The 19,059-nt window shown below is 42.7% G+C and carries 15 protein-coding genes and 1 other RNA gene; 10 read left to right on the top strand and 6 right to left on the bottom strand.

All coding sequences use genetic code 11. The annotated features are described in order from the left end of the window. The first annotated feature begins 226 nt into the window (after positions 1 to 226). Together der and ACP7AA_RS09200 are read left to right on the top strand one after the other, a co-directional pair. On the top strand, positions 227 to 1,669 hold the full coding sequence (gene der, locus ACP7AA_RS09195; RefSeq protein WP_201546843.1) for a ribosome biogenesis GTPase Der: 1,443 nt from the start codon (positions 227 to 229) through the stop codon (positions 1,667 to 1,669). 241 nt (positions 1,670 to 1,910) lie between these two features. Then, positions 1,911 to 3,917: a sensor histidine kinase gene (locus ACP7AA_RS09200; protein WP_426223370.1), complete on the top strand. Its 2,007-nt coding sequence runs from the start codon at positions 1,911 to 1,913 to the stop codon at positions 3,915 to 3,917. A gap of 146 nt (positions 3,918 to 4,063) precedes the next feature. Here the strand turns inward: ACP7AA_RS09200 and ACP7AA_RS09205 are convergent, their stop codons facing one another. After that, positions 4,064 to 5,230 carry a D-alanyl-D-alanine carboxypeptidase family protein gene (locus ACP7AA_RS09205; RefSeq protein ID WP_201562979.1) on the bottom strand — a complete coding sequence of 389 codons (1,167 nt, stop codon included), beginning with the start codon at positions 5,228 to 5,230 and terminating at the stop codon, positions 4,064 to 4,066. Positions 5,231 to 6,096: 866 nt separating this feature from the next. Further along, positions 6,097 to 6,534: an MCR_0457 family protein gene (locus tag ACP7AA_RS09210; protein WP_201562977.1), complete on the bottom strand. Its 438-nt coding sequence runs from the start codon at positions 6,532 to 6,534 to the stop codon at positions 6,097 to 6,099. Positions 6,535 to 7,004: 470 nt separating this feature from the next. Here ACP7AA_RS09210 and surE point away from each other — a divergent pair, with 470 nt between their 5' ends. The 3 genes from surE to ACP7AA_RS09225 all read left to right on the top strand — a co-directional run bounded on the left by surE (position 7,005) and on the right by ACP7AA_RS09225 (position 10,273). Next, positions 7,005 to 7,841 (top strand): 5'/3'-nucleotidase SurE, encoded by an 837-nt coding sequence (gene surE / locus ACP7AA_RS09215; RefSeq protein ID WP_426223371.1) that lies wholly within the window; start codon positions 7,005 to 7,007, stop codon positions 7,839 to 7,841. A 173-nt stretch (positions 7,842 to 8,014) separates the two neighbouring features. Continuing rightward, positions 8,015 to 8,821 (top strand): peptidoglycan DD-metalloendopeptidase family protein, encoded by an 807-nt coding sequence (locus ACP7AA_RS09220; protein ID WP_426223372.1) that lies wholly within the window; start codon positions 8,015 to 8,017, stop codon positions 8,819 to 8,821. 147 nt (positions 8,822 to 8,968) lie between these two features. Next, positions 8,969 to 10,273, top strand: coding sequence for a lytic murein transglycosylase (locus tag ACP7AA_RS09225; protein WP_426223373.1), 1,305 nt, complete (start codon positions 8,969 to 8,971; stop codon positions 10,271 to 10,273). Positions 10,274 to 10,410: 137 nt separating this feature from the next. On the opposite strand, the gene ACP7AA_RS09230 is transcribed toward ACP7AA_RS09225, so the two are convergent. Together ACP7AA_RS09230 and ACP7AA_RS09235 are read right to left on the bottom strand one after the other, a co-directional pair. Then, positions 10,411 to 11,265, bottom strand: a complete 855-nt coding sequence (locus tag ACP7AA_RS09230; protein ID WP_426223374.1) for a UDP-2,3-diacylglucosamine diphosphatase — start codon at positions 11,263 to 11,265, stop codon at positions 10,411 to 10,413. Between the two features lie 87 nt (positions 11,266 to 11,352). Further along, the gene (locus ACP7AA_RS09235; RefSeq protein ID WP_201618867.1) at positions 11,353 to 11,868 is read right to left on the bottom strand and encodes a peptidylprolyl isomerase; all 516 of its coding nucleotides are present in this window, start codon (positions 11,866 to 11,868) and stop codon (positions 11,353 to 11,355) included. A 273-nt stretch (positions 11,869 to 12,141) separates the two neighbouring features. On the opposite strand from ACP7AA_RS09235, the gene ACP7AA_RS09240 reads away from it, so the two are divergent. The 4 genes from ACP7AA_RS09240 (at position 12,142) to ACP7AA_RS09255 (ending at position 17,016) form a co-directional block, all read left to right on the top strand. Continuing rightward, a complete protein-coding gene (locus ACP7AA_RS09240; RefSeq protein WP_426223375.1) occupies positions 12,142 to 13,881 on the top strand; it encodes a glutamine--tRNA ligase/YqeY domain fusion protein in 1,740 nt (579 codons plus the stop codon). A gap of 370 nt (positions 13,882 to 14,251) precedes the next feature. Further along, the gene (locus ACP7AA_RS09245; RefSeq protein WP_290187650.1) at positions 14,252 to 14,890 is read left to right on the top strand and encodes a peroxiredoxin; all 639 of its coding nucleotides are present in this window, start codon (positions 14,252 to 14,254) and stop codon (positions 14,888 to 14,890) included. Positions 14,891 to 15,139: 249 nt separating this feature from the next. After that, on the top strand, positions 15,140 to 15,802 hold the full coding sequence (locus ACP7AA_RS09250; protein WP_426223376.1) for a glutathione S-transferase family protein: 663 nt from the start codon (positions 15,140 to 15,142) through the stop codon (positions 15,800 to 15,802). Between the two features lie 293 nt (positions 15,803 to 16,095). Then, the gene (locus ACP7AA_RS09255; protein WP_426223377.1) at positions 16,096 to 17,016 is read left to right on the top strand and encodes an META domain-containing protein; all 921 of its coding nucleotides are present in this window, start codon (positions 16,096 to 16,098) and stop codon (positions 17,014 to 17,016) included. Positions 17,017 to 17,292: 276 nt separating this feature from the next. Here the strand turns inward: ACP7AA_RS09255 and ruvC are convergent, their stop codons facing one another. Continuing rightward, a complete protein-coding gene (gene ruvC, locus ACP7AA_RS09260) occupies positions 17,293 to 17,877 on the bottom strand; it encodes a crossover junction endodeoxyribonuclease RuvC (RefSeq protein ID WP_045446965.1) in 585 nt (194 codons plus the stop codon). Positions 17,878 to 18,030: 153 nt separating this feature from the next. Between ruvC and ACP7AA_RS09265 the strand changes: the two genes are divergently transcribed. Continuing rightward, the gene (locus tag ACP7AA_RS09265) at positions 18,031 to 18,651 is read left to right on the top strand and encodes an FxsA family protein (RefSeq protein WP_201562955.1); all 621 of its coding nucleotides are present in this window, start codon (positions 18,031 to 18,033) and stop codon (positions 18,649 to 18,651) included. 135 nt (positions 18,652 to 18,786) lie between these two features. Here the strand turns inward: ACP7AA_RS09265 and ssrS are convergent. Beyond that, positions 18,787 to 18,982, bottom strand: a non-coding RNA gene (gene ssrS, locus ACP7AA_RS09270) — 6S RNA. Positions 18,983 to 19,059 lie beyond the last annotated feature (77 nt).

The following is a 19,059-nucleotide window of genomic DNA, read 5'->3' on the forward strand; positions in this document are numbered from 1 at the left end:
ATATATAATAGCGTTATCTATATAGTCGATTCATTTTAGAATTTATATTTATAGCCCGTGGCCATTAATATCTCGATATTATTTCGCACTGACTATATTTGCTATTATCTAATTTTATCGTTTTATTTCTATAATTTATTTAAATTTGCGGTCAAGTGCAGCTATTCATCTTTATGATAAGAGTCAGCGACCTGTCCGCCATTGTGCCCTTCACTGAGAGTAACCCATGAGTATCAAGCCTGTGGTCGCCTTAATTGGCCGTCCAAACGTCGGTAAATCTACCTTATTTAACCAGTTCACTAAAAGTCGGCAGGCATTGGTTGCTGATTTATCAGGGCTGACTCGTGACCGCCAATACGGTGATGCAACCTATGAAGACAAATCTTTCATCGTTGTAGACACCGGCGGTATTGGTGAAGCGGATGATGGTAGCGGCAATATTGATGACTATATGTCTGAGCAGTCGCATACGGCCATTCATGAAGCCGATATTATTGTCTTCGTGGTCGACGCCCGTGCCGGTATGATTGGTGCCGATGCTGAGATTGGCAAGTTTTTACATACCCTTGGTAAGCCTGTTTATGTCGTTGCGAATAAAGTTGATGGCGCGCACGATGCCGCGCCTGCAGAGTTTTATGCCTTAGGATTGGGCGAGCCGTATCCGATGGCAGCCAGTCATGGTCGCGGTGTTGGTAACTTGCTAGAAGTTCTGACTGCTGATATGCCAACGCAAGAAAACGTTGTCGAGCCAAAAGGCTTAAAGCTGGCTATTATTGGTCGTCCAAACGTTGGTAAATCAACACTGGTTAACCGCCTATTGGGTGAAGACCGTGTGGTAGTATTTGATATGCCGGGTACGACGCGTGACAGTATTTATATTCCTTATACGCGCGAGGGTAGAGACTACGTATTGATTGATACCGCCGGTGTCCGTCGCCGTGGCAGAATCGATGAAAAGGTAGAGAAATTCTCAGTCATCAAAACCTTGCAAGCAATTGACGATTCTAACGTCACGGTTATTGTGATTGATGCCCAAGAAGGTATCGTCGACCAAGATTTGCATATGATTGGTTATGCGCTTGATGCGGGTCGTGCCTTGGTAGTCGCCATCAATAAATGGGATGGTCTCACTGCAGATCAAAAGAACTATATTAAGATTGAGATGGATCGCCGTTTCAACTTTATCTCTTACGTAAAAGTCCATCAAATCTCAGCATTGCACGGTACAGGCGTGGGTAACTTATATCCTTCTATCTTGCGTGCTTATCAGTCGTCGATGTTTGAGGTGTCAACCAACCGTTTGACGCAGATTTTACAAGATGCCGTTGCTGCCAACCCGCCACCAACGGTTGCCGGTCGCCGTATCAAGCTACGTTTCGCACATATTGGTGGTCATAATCCGCCGGTGATTGTCATTCATGGTAACCAAACGTCTTCGCTACCAAAGAGCTATCAGCGCTATCTTGAAAACCAATTCCGTCAAGTATTTAAGCTCGAAGGCACGCCACTGAATGTTATCTTTAAACAAAATGATAACCCATACGCCAATAAAAGCGACACGCCAACCAAGGCAAAAGCGCAACAGCTACGCCAACGTGAACGCAATCGTGCGCAGAAATTTACCACCAAAGATAAGCCAAGATTCACTAACAAAGATAAAAAACGTTAATTTTGCAAGATAGTGAGTGTCTTTATAGTTTTTAGCAAATAAAGACCGTTTTATTTTATCTTTGCTATTTTTCCATCCTTGGCTTTTCTGTAATATAATTTGCCATGATGACTATACTAGCCATCATGGTATTTTTTAATTTAATAGATTCTTAAGTTACATTAAAATGTCGCATTCCGCTCATCACCCTTATAGAATACCTGTACTATAATCAAAAGTTGTCTTAACTCAGTTGAGTGATATGAACAACCGCCCACCACAAACCCTTCCTATGCTTGTTTGGCAATCTATCGTACAGACCATGATTTTGGCTGTATTGGCAGGTTTTCTATTGTCTTTTGTTTATGGTTTGGTGCAGCACTATAAAGAAGAGCGTCAGCATATCCAGCAATTAGCGAACTTGCTAACGATTAGTGCGGCGAGCATCGATGGTGACAAGATGGTCGCGGAGCAAGTGCGCTTCTTGTTAAAGCATGAGCAGAGTGTTGAGAGTATTTTGTTTTATTCAACTTCTCAGCCTATTGCCGATAGCAACCAGTCCAGAGATGATTGGAAAAATGCCTTATTTGCCAATACGGTCAGCTTTAACTATCCGGTGGTCGGCGATTATATTAATGGCAGCAGCAGCCTATCTATGGTTAGCGATACGCTAAACCCCGCACAAAAAAGCATCGCCGCGCAGAATATCTCTCAAAACGCGCTTCAGCTAAATTCAAGCCTGCAAGCTGTAAATAGTCCGCCGAATAATAGACATGAATCAAATTCGGCCAGTAATTTGAGTACGAAAAATGCCTTGGTCGGCTATATTAATATTACCTTAGATGTGGCGACCCTACGTTCAAATTGGCTGCAAAATAATCTATGGTTGTGGTTAATGACGACAGCATTAGCCATTATTTGGGCGCTGTATATTTTGCGTAAATTAAACTGGCCGTCACAAGATATCGCCGTGTTTACGGAAGTTTGTGACATTGTCATCAAAAACCCTGAGCTTGAGCAGCTGCCCGTGATTCCGCAGCGCTTTAAGTTTCAGGAGCTGGTGCAGATTAAGCAGGCTTTTACGACGTTGTTCAATCGTCTGCAAGAATCGAAACAAGATTATGAAGCGCTTGCCGCTTTTGAGCAGCAATTGCATCAAAAGGATTTGTCTTTAGATGTGCAGCTGCATAATTTTCAAAGCATGATTACTCATGAGTTAAAAACCTCGCTAAACGCCATTGTCGGCGGCTTACAACTGTTAGATGATGAACACCTCAATGATGAGCAAAAAGACGCGGTTGATATCATTCATAATGGCAGTGACAAGCTGGTTTTGGCATTGGATCAAATTATTCAGCTTAATCAGATACAAAAAGGTCAGGTCAGCCTACAGATAAGTGCGTTTAATCCACTGCAATTAATTGCTGATTTGTTGGCAGATTTTGAGCCTATTGCCAGACAAAAAGGCTTGGCATTAATCAGTCATATCCATCATATTGATTATAGTCTTGAAGGTGATGTCGGAAAAATACAGCAAATATTATCGATACTGCTGAGCAACGCGATTAAATTTACCCCCGTAGGTGAAGTCAGTATTACCTCGCAATTGACCCATTTTGATAATAGCAATCGTTGGCAGATTCGAGTCAAAGATACGGGCATCGGTATCGATAGTGGCTTTATAGACGATATTTTTAATCCGTTTTTTCAGGTAGATTCATCGCAAACTCGTCAGTATGAAGGCACGGGCATTGGCTTGCCAGTCGTCAAACAAATGACGCAGTTGATGGGAGCCAGTATTAGTGTCGAGAGCACGCTTGGCGTCGGGACTGAGTTTGTTATTACTATTCCGACGTCCAATCAACGCCAATCGCGCCAGCAACAGCTGCTGACGGGACTGGTCGTTGTCTACTACTATGATCAAGATAGCGGTGCTTTGATGGATGAATTGCAGCGTTTAGGCGCGCATGTTATCTGCTATCAACATGAACAGCTTGTGATTGATGAGATGCAGCATAGAAAAGTCGATATGGTAATGTTCGCGGAAGACGTTTTAGCAAGCAAAGCGGAATTATTGGCCAAGCGTATTCGCGCCTCTGAGACCGACTATCGGGCTTTATTGGTATTTTGGTATCCACAGCAGCGTGCACGACATTTAGACAGCTTTGAGCATGGCTTAAAAGCGGCCGGAGTTGATTACTGTCAGGTGGCGACCTATGAAGATAAAGCGCTGAGTAATTTATTAAAGAGCTGGCTCGCTTGGTCTTAATGATGGCGGTAGGCATGAACATAGTGATAAGCATAGACAAATAAAAAAGACGCCCATAAACAGGCGTCTTTTTTAATACTAAAATCACTGCTAACTATTATAGTTAAATGCAAACATATTTTTATGCAGATTATTAAATAATGAGCTTAAAATAAGTTTTGTGCCCAACGCGTAAAACGTTGCCAGATACGGCTCATAAAGCCTGATTGTTCGATATCGCTAGTGGCTACGATAGGCACTGAAGCAACCGCTTTACCATCAATAACCGCCATCATTTTGCCAATTTCTTGACCTTTTTTGATAGGCGCTTCTAAGCTCTCAGGAATATCGACCACAGTAGTGATTTTATTCTTTTGCGTTTTATCGGTTAGAATTTGCAAACTGTCGCCAGTGGCAAGCTCTACTTCTGTCGCTTCGCCAAACCATACCGGTACTTTGCTAACAAACTGTCCAGCGGGTGCTTTAGTTACGGTAGTAAAATGACCAAAACCCCAGTTAAGTAGCTCACGTGACTGATCGGCACGGGCTTGCTGGCTTTCTGTACCCATAATGACAGAGATTAGGCGCATGCCATCACGATTACTAGAGGCGGCTAAGCAGTAGCCTGCCGCATCGGTATGACCTGTTTTTAGACCATCAACCGTAGGGTCAGTGGCTAGTAGGGCATTACGGTTACCTTGAGTAATACCGTTATAAGTGAACTCTTTTTCCGAATAAAGACCGTAATAGTCGCCACTGTTTTTGATAATTGCACGTGACAATATGGCCAAATCTAACGCTGATGCTTGATGCCCTTCGTCTGGCATACCTGTCGAGTTGACGAAATGGGTGTTTTTCATCCCAAGCTTTTCTGCCTGCTCATTCATCAAGATTGCAAATGAGGCTTCGCTACCAGCAATATGCTCAGCCATCGCTTTTGAAGCATCGTTGCCTGATTGAATAATGATACCGCGTAACATATCGATGACGCTGGCGGTTTTATTGACCGGCACATACATACAAGACTGACTGCTACTACCACGGCACCAAGCATTTGGGCTCATCAAAACTTGTTCGTCTTCTTTGAGGTCACCTGATGCTAAGCGCTGCTCGATGATGTAACTGGTCATCATCTTGGTCAAGGACGCTGGTGGTAGTGCTTGATTGGCATTTTTTTGTGCCAATATTTCACCAGTATTGTAGTCCATTAATACATAAGCCGTATTTTCCATCTCGGGTGGCTGTATGGCTGCACTCGCCATCATTGCACTCATAGAAACACTGACACCCACTACCAGCTGTACTAACTGTTTTTTTACACGCTTTACTGTCATAGATTGTTACACCGCATCATAAAACCAAATGTATCTATCGCTTATATTTCGTGCGGAATCCCAAAGTTAATCTATTGTGGCATGCTTTAAAGCTGACTCTAAAGCTAAGATTTAAAACAGATTTTTGATGAGAGACTTAACGACTAAGCGATGGACATAAAATTAACGCCTTATCTTAGCAAAATGCCGACCGATGGGGAATCGATAAATACAATAAAATAGGACGCGACCAAAAACAGCGCATCATTGTGATAAACCATAGCGTTTAGAAGGGCAAAAATATGGGCATATAAAGCCCTTAGCTATAGATTGCATTTCGATGCACGAATGCTTTTCTAACTGCCACAAAAAAGCCTGCTGCACCACCTGCGATACGCAGACCAGATGACAGCAAGCTTGATACTATACTATAGGTTAATTAATAGGTGGTGTGTCAAAAAGTATGCTGATTAAAAATTGAACAATTTTTAAAGCCTTGAGAGCCCTATAGAATCAGAGAACTTAGCATGGATTTCTTATTGACTTCTATCGCCAGCATACTTTTTAGAACACCACCAATTAATAAACTTATAGCGTTTTTTAGTTGATTAACATTGATATAGTAAAAACCAGCGACTTGACGGTGATATGAGCAGTAGCTTTATTATGGTTATTTATCGCTACTTATCGTGCATATAAAGTAATGCTGGTTTCTGTTTATATCAATGCTTTTTATATCTTTATATCAGCAGTGCTTGGGCTACTACTTTATTTATACTTCTCTAAAAAACAAGCTTCACTGTTTTTTATAATAGCTTATGAAGAATACTTTTTAATAGTAGCCTTTATGAAAGTCAGATTTATTAAAAGCATCTTCTATTAATTTCTTAAGAATACTCAGCATTCGCCAAATCTTCACATAAGGCTTTGTTATCTTGTCTAGAGAAACCCATCGTCCAACTGCGAATACCTTGCAATATCTGACGGTAATCTTGCTGAGTAGATAGATACTGAATAGCCGCTTTTGGGTCTTCTAACGACGGCATCAACTCATGCAACTGTACGTTATAAGATTTATAAAAACGCTGTTTTTGTTTGCCCGTCAGCATCGGTGGACATATCTCTGACAGTACTTGCATCACCGCAATTTCATGCTTGGTGATATTAATACCAGATAAATCCAGAGGAATGGTCGTCGCTGAATTAGACGCGGCATTGGTAGCTTGAGACAGCATAGCAATAGACGTTATCAGTCCTGCTAGACCTACTTTTGAGGCGGTCTTCGCTATCACAGAAGCTATAGATAATATCGATTGATTATTCATTCAGTATTACACTCGCTTATCTTTGTTTGATGGTGCTATGTTAATCGGTAAAAAAATAAAAGTCACATAAAATATTGATTTATGTGTAGATATATTGTGAGCTAAGCCACGTTTACAGCAACATATCAGTAGTATGTAGTACTAAGTTACCTCAACATAAAAATATTCATTGATAATGTTGTACCTTGTTGCCTACTGTAACTCTATCGCCATATTTTTATACTAAAAAATGGTCATTATTGCTACTGAAAATCGCCTATAAAAAGTCGCCTATAAAACCGAATATCAGGAAAATTCTAGCCCAAGACTGGGTTCGTCTGGTGGCACTATTAGGGTATAATCGGCCGAAATATTTTGGGTATAGCCACTGACATAGTCTCAATAAGAGGGATTATAGCAATTTTACGATAACAAAGTAGCTAAGTGGACAGACGGTCATTAATAACGGTATTGGGCAGAATTGAGCAAAAATGAAAATTTTAATGAGTAATGATGATGGGGTGCATGCTCCGGGGTTGTTGGCACTGTATCACGCGTTGTCCACCATTGCAGAGGTGGTGGTGGTTGCGCCAAGTAATGAGCAAAGCGGCTGCGCAAGCTCCTTAAGTATCTCAACGCCGCTATATACTCATGAATTGGAGTCTGGTTTTATTGCGGTGAATGGTTCGCCAGCAGATTGTGTGTATTTGGCGTTACATGAAATTTACCGTCATACCGATTTTGACTGTGTGATTACAGGTATCAATTCAGGTGCCAATCTTGGTCAGGATGTTTTATTTTCTGGTACATTTGGCGCTGCATTGACCGCGCAGCTTTTTGGCTTGCCAGCGATTGCCACCTCTTTAGTGGGCGGCGGGGTCAAAGGTACAGGGCAGGAGCAGGTAAGTCATTATCAAATGGCGGCCAACGAGATTGTCAAATTATTGACCGAAACTCCGATATTAGATGCTTGCAAAAATTTGCCCTATCATGTATTAAACGTTAATATTCCTGATGTTGATAGTGCCGATGCGATTAAAGGTCGAAAAATCACGGCTTTAAGTCACAGTGAGATTGCACGTCCTGTGCATCATGTGGTCGACCCACGCGGCCGCGATGCCTACTGGTTATCGCTACGCAAACGTCAACGTACATTATCCAGTGAGCTATCAAGTGAGCTATCAACAGAAAATGTAGACGCTCAAACATCGTCCATAGAAATGACGGATGACCAAGCGGTGGCAGCAGGGTATATTAGTCTATCGCCTGTGCGCCTGCATCATACGCCAGCTGCTACCCTTGATACGCTCTCGGCGTTGATGCTGTAAATTGATAGGTTTATCCGTAGTGATATTTATTAGTGCTTAAAAATCGCTAAAAAACCATTGGTTATCCAATAATTAATCATGGTATCTGAGACATTAAACGTTATAACCGTTAGCAAAATGCTTGTGAGTAACACAAGGAATTTGTGAGCAACATAAAGAATAGGAAATCTTGTATGAAGAAGCTTATTGCTGGATCGCGCTTGGCAACAGTGGCATTGATGGGTACGTTGACAGCAGCCACATTGACGATGGTCGGCTGTGCCACCAAGCCCACTTATCAGGCAGCCAACCAAGCAGGACCTAAGATTATTACCAACGGACAAGGTGTTCCCAATTATCATCGCGTCCAGCGCGGTGATACGGTCAGCCAAATCGCGGCGCGCTATCGTTTAAATTATCGTCAAATTGGTGCGCTAAATGGCTTAGATAGTAAATATACGATTTATAGTGGTCAATGGCTCAAATTATGGCAAGGTGAGCCAGTACGCGCCACCAATAACAATCGCTATAACGCCTCTACACCAACGCAATCACAGCCAACCTATACGCCGCCTGTGACTAATGCACCTAATTATTCACAAAATCCTGTCTATGAAGTGACAGCCAATGCCACTTCAGGTTATGAATATCCGAGTCGCAACCAAGTGACGCGTAACTTTGATGCTGCCGCCGGTAATATGGGTATGTGGTTTGCTGGCACCATGGGCGATCCGGTACTTGCGAGCCAATCAGGCACAGTACTGTACTCGGGTAATGGTCTGCCAGAGTATGGCAATCTGATTATGATTCGTCATAGCGATAACTATATCACCGCCTACGCGCATAACAGTGCGCTTCTGGTCAAAGAAGGTGAGGCGGTACAGCGTGGTCAGCGTATTGCAAATATGGGTAGCAGCGGTCAGACCAATCAAGTAGGCTTGGAGTTCCAAGTACGCTTAAATGGCAATCCTATCGACCCACGCGCGGTATTGGGTCGTTAAAAAAGCTCGTTGAAAAAGACAGTAATAAAGGCGTTAAAAAGGACGTTAACTCTGTGGCAGCTTTTATAATAACTTGGCTATGTTAATTGGCAATTATCAAAGCTGCGCCCATCAAGCTACTTTACTTATTCATACTTGAGATCTCTTATGTTATTAAAAAAACAATATCTGGCTTTGTTTCCCGCCTTAGTTATGGTTGGCTGTACCAGTCAGCAGGCGATGCAAAAGCCGAGCAAACCTGTACGCCAAGGTAATGTGCAAATTACCCAGACCCAAACCATTCAGGTGAAGCCAACGCCAGTACCTGTCGTTAGACCCACACCCGTTGCCAAACCAAGCTATAACAGTTTCTCTGATTGGAAATCTGATTTTTCTATGCGCGCGCTTGCATCGGGTCATGACGCATCAACAGTGCGTCGTTTGCTTGATACGGCTTATTTAAACCAGCAAGTTATCTCGCTTGACTCAGGACAGCCAGAGTTTTCTAAGATGCCTTGGGAGTATGTCGATTCTGCCGTATCAGATGGCCGTGTCAGCACAGGTAAGCGTAAGTTTGCCGAGCAACGGGCGTTTTTATCACAGTTAGAGTCGCAGTATGGCGTCAATGCAGAAATCATCGCCGCGATTTGGGGCATGGAGTCCTCATACGGTGTGGTAACGGGCAATAGCAGTATTCCAAGCTCGCTTGCCAGCCTTGCTTATGATGGCCGTCGTCAAGAATTTGCTGAAACCCAGTTATTATCATTAGCGACGCTATTGCAACGCGGCGATGTTTCGTGGTCACAGCTCGATGGCTCTTGGGCAGGCGGCATGGGGCAAACGCAGTTTATCCCTGATACCTGGCTTAAGCATGGCGTTGATGGCGATGGTAATGGTCACCGTAACCCATGGTCGACAGGCGATGCTTTGGCGTCTACGGCTAATTACCTGAGTAATTCAGGTTGGGTGCGTGGTCTTGCGCCATTTTATGAAGCGACTGTTCCTGCGTCATTTGATTATTCATTGGTGGGTACCAAGCAGCCTGCTGCCAGATGGGCATCTATGGGTGTCGATACCATAGCTGATGTCTATTTGGATGCCAATACTCAAATGGAGCTATGGCTGCCCGCTGGTAAAGATGGTCCAGTATTGCTACTTAGCCCAAACTTTGATGTCATCAAGGTTTATAACAATTCATCGAACTATGCGCTTGGCGTGAGCTTATTGGGTAAAGCGCTTGCCGGTCAGAGTGGATTACAAAAATCATGGCCGCGCTATGAGCGTCCGTTATCAACGGCGCAAGTTCGTAATTTGCAGCAGCGTTTGACCAGCTCAGGTTATGATACCAAGGGTGCGGATGGTATCGTCGGTACCAATACGCGACTGGCATTCCAACGCTGGCAAGCAGATAATGGTCAAACCCCAGATGGTTTTATCACCCAGCGTAGTGCGTCTTCATTAGCAGGATGGTGAGACAGAGTAAAGTCACTGTTTTTGGACAATCGTTGTTTTCAGCGATGGTTTAAACATAATGATATTGACCAATAAAAAACTCCGTTAATGACGGAGTTTTTTATTGGTATGTTTTTATAAAATATTGCAGCAGCAGGTTAGATAGTCATCTTAAATTCGTACATATCAAACTCAGCATTATTATTGTCTGAATTTGCATCTGAACCTTCATCTGCCGTCACAGCACCAATCACCGCACTGACTTTTGGCTGGCGTGTTTCGCTATCTAGCAAGCGCCAATCACCAAGTACGTAGCGTTTTTTATTACTCGTGGCTTGATGAATATCTGGACGATGGGTATGACCATGTAGTAACGCATCGCTATCAGCCACTGCTTGTATCACCGCATCTTCATTGACATCCATGATATACGCCGCTTTATTGGCATTATTCTGCTGGCTTTTTTGGCGCATTTTATCGGCGATAGCCAAGCGTTTTTCTAGTGATTTATTGAGCAAATACCACTGGGTTAACCGATTGCGCATGATTTTGCGAAAAAACTGATATTTCTTATCATCAATGCATAACGCATCGCCGTGTTCTAAGCGATAGCTCTGCTGTCCAACGCTTAAGATGTACGGCTCATAAATAAGCTCAGCACCGAATAAATTGCAAAATGGCTGACCTAATAAGAAATCACGGTTGCCATGCATGATTAAAATCTCACAGCCAGCTACCCGTAATTGTTTTAATTTAACGATAAGCGGAGTTAGCCAATGGGTTTGGCGCTCATCTTCTGATAATAATAAATAAGCATCATCGCCAATCCATACTTCAAACCAATCGCCCAAGATAAATAAGCGTTTAAGCGCAGGCAAGGCAAGGCAATCATCAAGCAGCGCCAAAAAAGCCTGCACTAAGGCAGGCTCTTCAGGCGATAAATGCAAATCGCTAATCAATACTTGTCGCACCTCATGAGGGCGGGTGGTAATTAGATGGTCAAAACTTTGCATTTATCCTTATCCTCATAACTTTAAACAGTAACGACTCATAAGCTTGCACTGATTCATCGCTACTGAGTAATAACTATTGAAGAATGATTACTGAGTGATGATAGTGGCTGAATTGATAACCACTGGCTCTTTTGGCACATCAGCATGCATGCCGAAACGACCAGTAGGTACGCCGCGCATTTTTTCGATGACGTCCATACCGCTTGTTACTTTACCAAATACCGTGTAGCCCCAACCCTGCATATTTTTGCCAGAATGGTTTAGGAAATCGTTGTCTTTTACGTTAACGAAAAACTGGCTAGTCGCTGAATGTGGGTCTTGCGTACGTGCCATCGCAATTGTACCTTTATCATTCTTTAAGCCATTATCAGCTTCGTTTTCAACTGGCGCGTTGGTCGCTTTTTCATTCATTTCAGCGTCCATTCCGCCGCCTTGAATCATAAAGCCATCAATGATGCGATGGAAAATCGTACCGTCATAATGCCCAGATTTTACATAGTTTAAAAAGTTTTCTACGGTTTTAGGTGCTTTTTCTTCATTGAGTTCGATAACGATCGCACCCATATTGGTGTCAAGTTCTACTACTGGTGGCATGTCTACCATGTGATATTCCTCTTTGATTGCAGCGCCTAACATGACGCTGTTAAGTGGTGGATGAAAAGTTGGTGATTAAAAAGTTATGGCTAGTCTAACGGCTTTTTTATCCCGTGTCATGTATCAGGCTGTTAATGCCTTTGCAAAAGCTGATAGAATAACGCAACTTTAACTTTTTACTATCATTTTTAATAACTTGTTTTTAATGATTTGGTTTGAATTTTCCATGCTGCGTGATGGCACGTAGCATGAACTGATAATTTGCTTTAGGAGCAATGCCCGATGAGTGAGCACTCAAGCAACAATGCACAAAAAGACGAACAAAAAAACGATTTTATTCGTAATATCATTCGTGACGATGTTAATGCGCAAAAATACCCACAAATCGTGACACGCTTTCCACCTGAGCCAAATGGTTATTTGCATTTAGGGCACGTGAAATCTATTTGCTTAAACTTTGGTGTGGCTCAAGAGTTTGGCGGTGTTTGTAACTTACGTTTTGATGACACCAATCCAACCGCAGAAAAGCAGGATTACATCGATAACATTAAGAACGATGTGAAATGGTTAGGATTTGAGTGGGCAGGAGAGGCGCACCATGCGTCAGGCTACTTCGACCAGTTGTATGCATGGGCCGTGCAGTTGATTGAGCAGGGCGATGCCTATGTAGATTTGCAGTCACCTGAGCAAATTAAAGAAAAACGTGGCTCATTTAATGAGGCTGGCACGCCATCACCACATCGTGATGCCAGTGTTGAAGAAAACTTGACCCTCTTTAATGATATGAAAGAAGGTAAGTTTGCGGAAGGGAAAGCGGTGTTGCGCGCCAAGATTGATATGGCAAGCCCAAACATGAATATGCGCGACCCTGTTATCTACCGTGTCATGCATCAAGAACATCATCAAACGGGTGATAAATGGTGCATTTATCCGATGTATGATTTTGCCCATCCGCTCTCGGATGCACTCGAAGGCATTACCCATTCGTTATGTACGCTGGAGTTTGAAGACCATCGTCCCTTTTATGATTGGGCGGTTGAAAAAATCGGCTTTGATGTACCGCCGCATCAGTACGAATTTAGCCGCCTAAATGTCGACCATACCATGACCAGTAAGCGTAAGCTTAAGCAGCTGGTTGATGAAAATATCGTTAGCGGCTGGGATGATCCGCGTATGCCAACGATCGCTGGCATGCGTCGTCGTGGTTATACGCCAGAGGGTTTACGTGATTTTTGTGAGCGTGTTGGCGTGACCAAAGTAGATAGTGTCGTCGATTTTCGTTTATTAGAGTTTAGTATTCGTCAGTCGTTAGAGACAACCACAGCGCGCGGTATGGCGGTGCTTAAGCCGTTAAAAGTGACGATTACTAACTTTAGCGATGCGGTTAGTAGTTGGGAAGCGCAAAAGGCTGATAGCGTTAATGCGCGTTGGGACGATGATGCACAGACTTTATGGTTAACGCAGCCAAATCATCCTAATGTCGATATGGGCGAGCGTGAAATTCCGTTTACCGAAACCCTTTATATTGACCAAGGTGATTACGAAATTGAGCCGCCAGCAGGTTATAAGCGTCTATCACCAGAGAAGAATGAGATTCGTCTGCGTAATACCTATGTATTGGCAGTGACTGAGCATATTCTTGATGACGCTGGCAATGTTGTTGAGCTAAAAGCCACGATTGATCCTGCAACGCTAGGCAACAATCCTGAAGGTCGTAAGGTTAAGGGCGTCATTCATTGGGTATCTGCCAGCCAAGGCGTTCCAGCGACCGTACGCATGTATGAGCAGCTATTTAGTGTCGAAGACCCAAGTAGCGTTGATGACGTTCATCAAGCCTTGAATGCTGACTCGTTGACTGAGCTCAATGCAGTGGTTGAGCCATCATTAGCAAATGCAGATGCTGGCACGCGTTTCCAGTTTGAGCGTGAAGGTTACTTTATCGCGGATAGCGAAGAACATACTAGCGACAAGCCAGTATTTAACCAAATCGTTAGCTTACGTGATAGTTATAAACCAGCGTAACTGTTAACTGTGTTTTCACTCTTAGAGTTTGAGAAGGCACTGCACAATAGTGGTTTTAAAAATTGCCTATTTCTAGTACGCTAGAGATGGGTTTTTTATGAATTTTGCTTGTGGGATGCAAGCATGGTAGTTTAATGCTCTATGCGACCTATATACCGGTTTGCTTATTGGTAAATGGAATAAACGCATTACAATCCGTCACAAGACATTCATAACCAGTTTGGTAATATAAAGTGAGTTTTTTGCTGATGTGCTTAGTGTTATTTTGATAACTGAGCATATCATTAATAATAATAGAGTGAGCCGATATCTTTTTACCTTAATGTATTGATATTAACGCTCATCACAAACATAAATAAGGAATTTAAGTATGGCAAATTTACGTCTGGGTGATACTGCACCAAATTTTGACGCGACAACCACTGATGGTGATATCAATTTCCACGAATGGGCAGGGGACAGTTGGGTTGTTTTCTTCTCACATCCTGCAGATTATACGCCAGTATGTACCACTGAGCTTGGTCGTACCGCAGCACTAGGCGGTGAGTTCCAGAAGCGCAATGTTAAACCAATTGCGCTATCGGTTGATGGTTTAGAAGATCATAAAGGTTGGGTAAGTGACATTGAAGAAACCCAAGGTACTGCTGTCAATTTCCCTATCATTGCAGACCCTGAGCGCAAGGTTGCAGATCTTTATGACATGATTCATCCAAATGCTGACAATACAGCGACGGTCAGAAGCGTGTTTATTATTGATCCTAAGAAAAAAGTACGCTTAACACTGACTTATCCAGCCAGCTGTGGCCGTAACTTTGATGAGATTATTCGTGTGATTGATGCGATGCAATTGTCTGATGAATATAACGTAGCAACGCCTGTTGATTGGAAAGATGGCGACGACGTTATCATTCCTCCAAGCGTGAAAAACGAAGATATCGCTGCTAATTATCCTAAAGGTCATACCGAAATTAAGCCTTATTTACGTACCACACCTGCGCCTAACAAATAAGTTAAATGCATGTGGTATTGATAAGTGATTAAGAATTGCTCAAAAATTAAAAGCCCTATAACGGAATGTTATGGGGCTTTTTTTATGTTTCAGCTTTTTATTGGCGTTAAGGTTTTGCTATGATGAGCAGAGTAGGCTATAACTGTTATATAGCGCATTGATAACTTTATCCAAACGCTATTTGCAATAATCATAATAAAGCCTAGCAGCGCTGAGTCGCTTTTGAGACCATCTTACAAGGAGTTTGCCATGAAAAAACTATACGTTACCCGTACTGCGCCCAATCCACGTAAAGCCCTTATTTTATTAGCGTCAAAAGGTATCGATGTTGATGATATGGATGATGTCGATGTGGTCGATATAGATTTTGCTACTAATGAGCAGATGTCTGATGAGTTTACCAAGATGAATCCGATGCAGACAGTGCCAGTATTAAAGTTGGATGATGGCACCATACTCAATGATTCGCAGGCCGTGTGCGAATATCTCGACCGTGTCTATGGCGAGCGTTCAGTGATGGGTAATGATGTGGTACAGCGGGCGCAAGTATGTTCTATGCGCCGTATTGCTGAGTTTGAAGTGCTATATAATTTTATGCTGGCGTTTCAGCACAGTCATCCCTCCAAAGCGCAGCGGGTTGAACAAGTGCCAGAATTTGTCGCGCCGTCTATCGCGCGCGCTGTTAAAGCATTGCCCTATTTTGAAACTATGCTAGATGGTCACGATTACTTAGTTGGCGACCAGTTAAGTTTTGCTGATATTGTGCTGTATTTAGGTTTGGACTTTGGCAAAATACTCAAGGTTAACCCGAGTGAACAGGGCGAAAATCTGGCGCGGTTTTATCAAATGATGAATGAGCGTTTTAGTATTAAAAATATGGCAAAGGCCAAGCCTGCTCATGAAAGTGAGTAAAAACGGTATGGCATTATAAATTTAACAGCAAATTTAGCAATAAATAACGCCGATAGCCTTGGGTCGCTAATATCATTGTTAGCGACCCGAGGATTTTTTAATCCACAGCTTAAATGAGAAATCAAACGATAATAGTTACTATTGATATATAAGATTACACACTTCGTTACAAAACCTACCATCATCGGCGCTATAGTGGTCAAATTATGAACACTTTACAAAAATAGATATAATCACTCCTTGTATAGGCAACAGTGAATTATGAAAAAGTTTAATCACAAGGTATGACGCTCATGACATCATCTTTTACCACGCTATCTTCCATCCGCTCATTTTCTAGGTTTGCCTTAGTGCCAAGTATTTTAGCAGCAAGTCTGGTCTTGGGTGCTTGTCAAAAAGACCCTGCGCCTACTGGCGGTGACGCACCAGACAACACTGAAGCGGGCACAGTAACTGATGCCACATTAAACACCGATACGGCATCTGATACAGCTAATGATACGAAACTGACTGCAGAGCAAGAGATGATTAAAGATTTAGCGCGTTATCGTTGGACATTATTGGATATCGATGACAAAAGTGGTGGACCTGTCATAACGACGCTTGTGGATATTAAGGAGCAAGTCACGCTGCTGTTTAATCAAAATCAAGGTCAAAACACGCTGAACTATAGTGTGGGTTGCAACACGATAAGTGCCGTGTATCAGTTGCAAGGTCAGACACTAACGACCGAAGAGAGCATGAGCACTAAAATGCTCTGCGAAGATCTCAATAAAGCAGAAAATCGTTTAAATACCTTGATGCAAGGTAGCAGTCAGCTGAGTTTGACTGAAGGTGAAAACCCAGTGCTCACACAAGTGACCAGTAATGCGATTACGTTGACTTGGGAAGGTAAGCTTACTTCACAAGCCAAATATAACAGTAAGGGTGAAACTGTATTTTGGGCGGTAAATGCTAAGAAAGTAGCGTGTGCTGATGATAGCTCAGAGATGTGTTTACAAGTGAAGCCCATCACTTATGATGACCAAGGTATTAAAGTGAGTGAAGGAGAATGGTCAGCATTTACTGGTGAAATTGATGGCTATCAGCATGACGGCATGCATAACGAAGTATTGCGTCTCCAGCGTTATGAGTTAGATAGTAACGAAAGCACAGAAGGCGAAGAATATGCTTATGTGTTGGATGCGGTGATTGAGAGTGCGGTAGCAGAGTAACTCGGTTAGTTGCTTATACTATATAGTCAGTTCAATATAAAAGAGATACGTTCAAAATAACGTTCTGCTGAGATAAATTTTCCTAGCTTGCTGTGCGCTTCGCACTCCAGAGGCTTCGAAAAATTTATCTCAGCAGCACTGCATTCTTTTTAAATCGAATCCGCCATAGTAAAAACATAACATAAATAAATAGTCAGATAGTTTAAATAAAAAACACGCGCCGTTTGGACGCGTGTTTTTTTATGGTTATTTGCTTTATGACTATATGTTTTTATTCTAACGCAAATTGCCTAAGTCTTCTTCTGTCAAACGCCAGCGCCCTTTTTTCTTAGAAGCACCGCGGCCACGCATGGCGCTGTTTAAAATTAATTTGTTCATTGAATGGCTTGAGTGCGCATGACAAATGGCGCAGGCAAGACCATCAGCGGCGTCTTGTTGCGGTACCACGTCTAAAGACAGGATGCGGCAGACCATCTCTTGCACTTGCTCTTTTGCCGCTGCCCCATAACCGCAAACGGCTTGTTTAATTTGGCGTGCGGTATATTCTGATACTTCTAAATCTAAAGCGACCATAGCAGCAATAGCAGCGCCACGTGCTTGCCCTAGTTTCAATGCTGAGTCTGGGTTTTCTGCCATAAACACTTGCTCGATAGCGGTGTAAATAGGCTCATCGGCATATTTTAGATGATGCTGGGTGATGCGGGTCAAGCCATTAAAAATACGCTTAAGGCGCTCAGGCATCTCTTTGGTATCCGTACGAATGGTGCCGGCATCAATATATGTCAGCTTATCGCCCGTTTGTTGAACAATGCCATAACCGGTCATGCGTGAACCCGGATCAATCCCGATAATAATTGCCATAGTATTCCGTCTTGCTTACATTTTGTTTTATGGCTTAAAAATCAGCCTTAAGTTTGATAGTATAGCAATCAATCCCCATATACATCATATGTTAGCCATTTTAATTTGCATGGCGCTCAATTTTTTAGATTTTATCTTATAGGACGACACTTTATGGGTCAGATAGTTGGTATTGCCATCGTTTGGTTTATTATCGAGATGCTACTGTGGTATTTACTTGCTCAATTTATGAGCGGTTGGTGGGTGTTTATGTGGTTTATCATCGCCGCCGTTATCGGTATCTCACTGATGCGTAAAGGGATGGCAGCACTCAATCCAATGGCACAGCAGATGAAAGCGGGCGGTATGATGAATCCTGCGATGCGTCCACAAGAATCAACCATGATTAAAAGTGTCGCCATGGCAGCTGCCGGTATTTTGCTGCTGATTCCGGGCGTGCTGAGTGATTTATTGGCGTTATTGGTGATATTGCCGCCAGTGCAGAAAAAGTTGAAAGACTTTGCTAATAACTACGTCATGAACAATCAGCAAAAAATGATGGAGATGATGGCGAAACAGATGGGCGGCGGACAAAATCCGTTCGGTGGTGCTGGCGGCATGGGTGGTCAAAACCCATTTGGCGGTGCAGGTGGTATGAATAACCAAAACCCGTTTGGTCAGCAACAGCAAAACCCATTCGGCGATGTGTTTAAACAGCATACCACCGTTGATGGTACGGCAAAAACCATTCCGAAGGATGTGAAAAAAATCACCAAATCTGCCAATGATGAATAGTTTATTTATTAATAAGTAGATAGATAAGCAGACATAAAAAAAGCCCCTTTCGTTAATGACAAAAGGGGCTTTTTGAGCGTTAAAACTATTTTTTATAAAGGTAATATTTATAAATAAAATAGTTAATAACTGAATGAAACAACCGAAGTGCCGCCGCAAGATGGTGACCCATGAACCGTGAAGTTCAGGGCGGATGCGTCACTGCCTCTGCAGGTTTCCTGAGACACCGCAAGCGGTGCAGGCATACACAATGAAGCAATAGGTACCACATCCTGGTAAAGCATTATCGGCTCAGGGAATAAACATCTACTAGCCAACACTTCAGAATATAATTATCTTAACCAATGGTTTGAGTGATTGCAAGTACGATTTACAGATTACTACGTAGGTTAAGGTCTTAGCATTATT

Source organism: Psychrobacter sp. DWR1-2-3 (assembly GCF_049896465.1).
GTDB classification, from domain to species: Bacteria; Pseudomonadota; Gammaproteobacteria; order Pseudomonadales; family Moraxellaceae; genus Psychrobacter; species Psychrobacter maritimus.

Excerpts from the sequence above, each read along its gene's own strand:
- ACP7AA_RS09265 (WP_201562955.1), top strand. The coding sequence starts at position 18,031 with ATGGGTCAGATAGTTGGTATTGCCATCGTTTGGTTTATTATCGAGATG.
- surE (WP_426223371.1), top strand. The coding sequence starts at position 7,005 with ATGAAAATTTTAATGAGTAATGATGATGGGGTGCATGCTCCGGGGTTG.
- ACP7AA_RS09225 (WP_426223373.1), top strand. The coding sequence starts at position 8,969 with ATGTTATTAAAAAAACAATATCTGGCTTTGTTTCCCGCCTTAGTTATG.
- ruvC (WP_045446965.1), bottom strand. The coding sequence starts at position 17,877 with ATGGCAATTATTATCGGGATTGATCCGGGTTCACGCATGACCGGTTAT.
- ACP7AA_RS09255 (WP_426223377.1), top strand. The coding sequence starts at position 16,096 with ATGACATCATCTTTTACCACGCTATCTTCCATCCGCTCATTTTCTAGG.
- ACP7AA_RS09210 (WP_201562977.1), bottom strand. The coding sequence starts at position 6,534 with ATGAATAATCAATCGATATTATCTATAGCTTCTGTGATAGCGAAGACC.
- ACP7AA_RS09200 (WP_426223370.1), top strand. The coding sequence starts at position 1,911 with ATGAACAACCGCCCACCACAAACCCTTCCTATGCTTGTTTGGCAATCT.
- ACP7AA_RS09240 (WP_426223375.1), top strand. The coding sequence starts at position 12,142 with ATGAGTGAGCACTCAAGCAACAATGCACAAAAAGACGAACAAAAAAAC.
- ACP7AA_RS09230 (WP_426223374.1), bottom strand. The coding sequence starts at position 11,265 with ATGCAAAGTTTTGACCATCTAATTACCACCCGCCCTCATGAGGTGCGA.
- der (WP_201546843.1), top strand. The coding sequence starts at position 227 with ATGAGTATCAAGCCTGTGGTCGCCTTAATTGGCCGTCCAAACGTCGGT.
- ACP7AA_RS09220 (WP_426223372.1), top strand. The coding sequence starts at position 8,015 with ATGAAGAAGCTTATTGCTGGATCGCGCTTGGCAACAGTGGCATTGATG.
- ACP7AA_RS09205 (WP_201562979.1), bottom strand. The coding sequence starts at position 5,230 with ATGACAGTAAAGCGTGTAAAAAAACAGTTAGTACAGCTGGTAGTGGGT.
- ACP7AA_RS09235 (WP_201618867.1), bottom strand. The coding sequence starts at position 11,868 with ATGGTAGACATGCCACCAGTAGTAGAACTTGACACCAATATGGGTGCG.
- ACP7AA_RS09250 (WP_426223376.1), top strand. The coding sequence starts at position 15,140 with ATGAAAAAACTATACGTTACCCGTACTGCGCCCAATCCACGTAAAGCC.
- ACP7AA_RS09245 (WP_290187650.1), top strand. The coding sequence starts at position 14,252 with ATGGCAAATTTACGTCTGGGTGATACTGCACCAAATTTTGACGCGACA.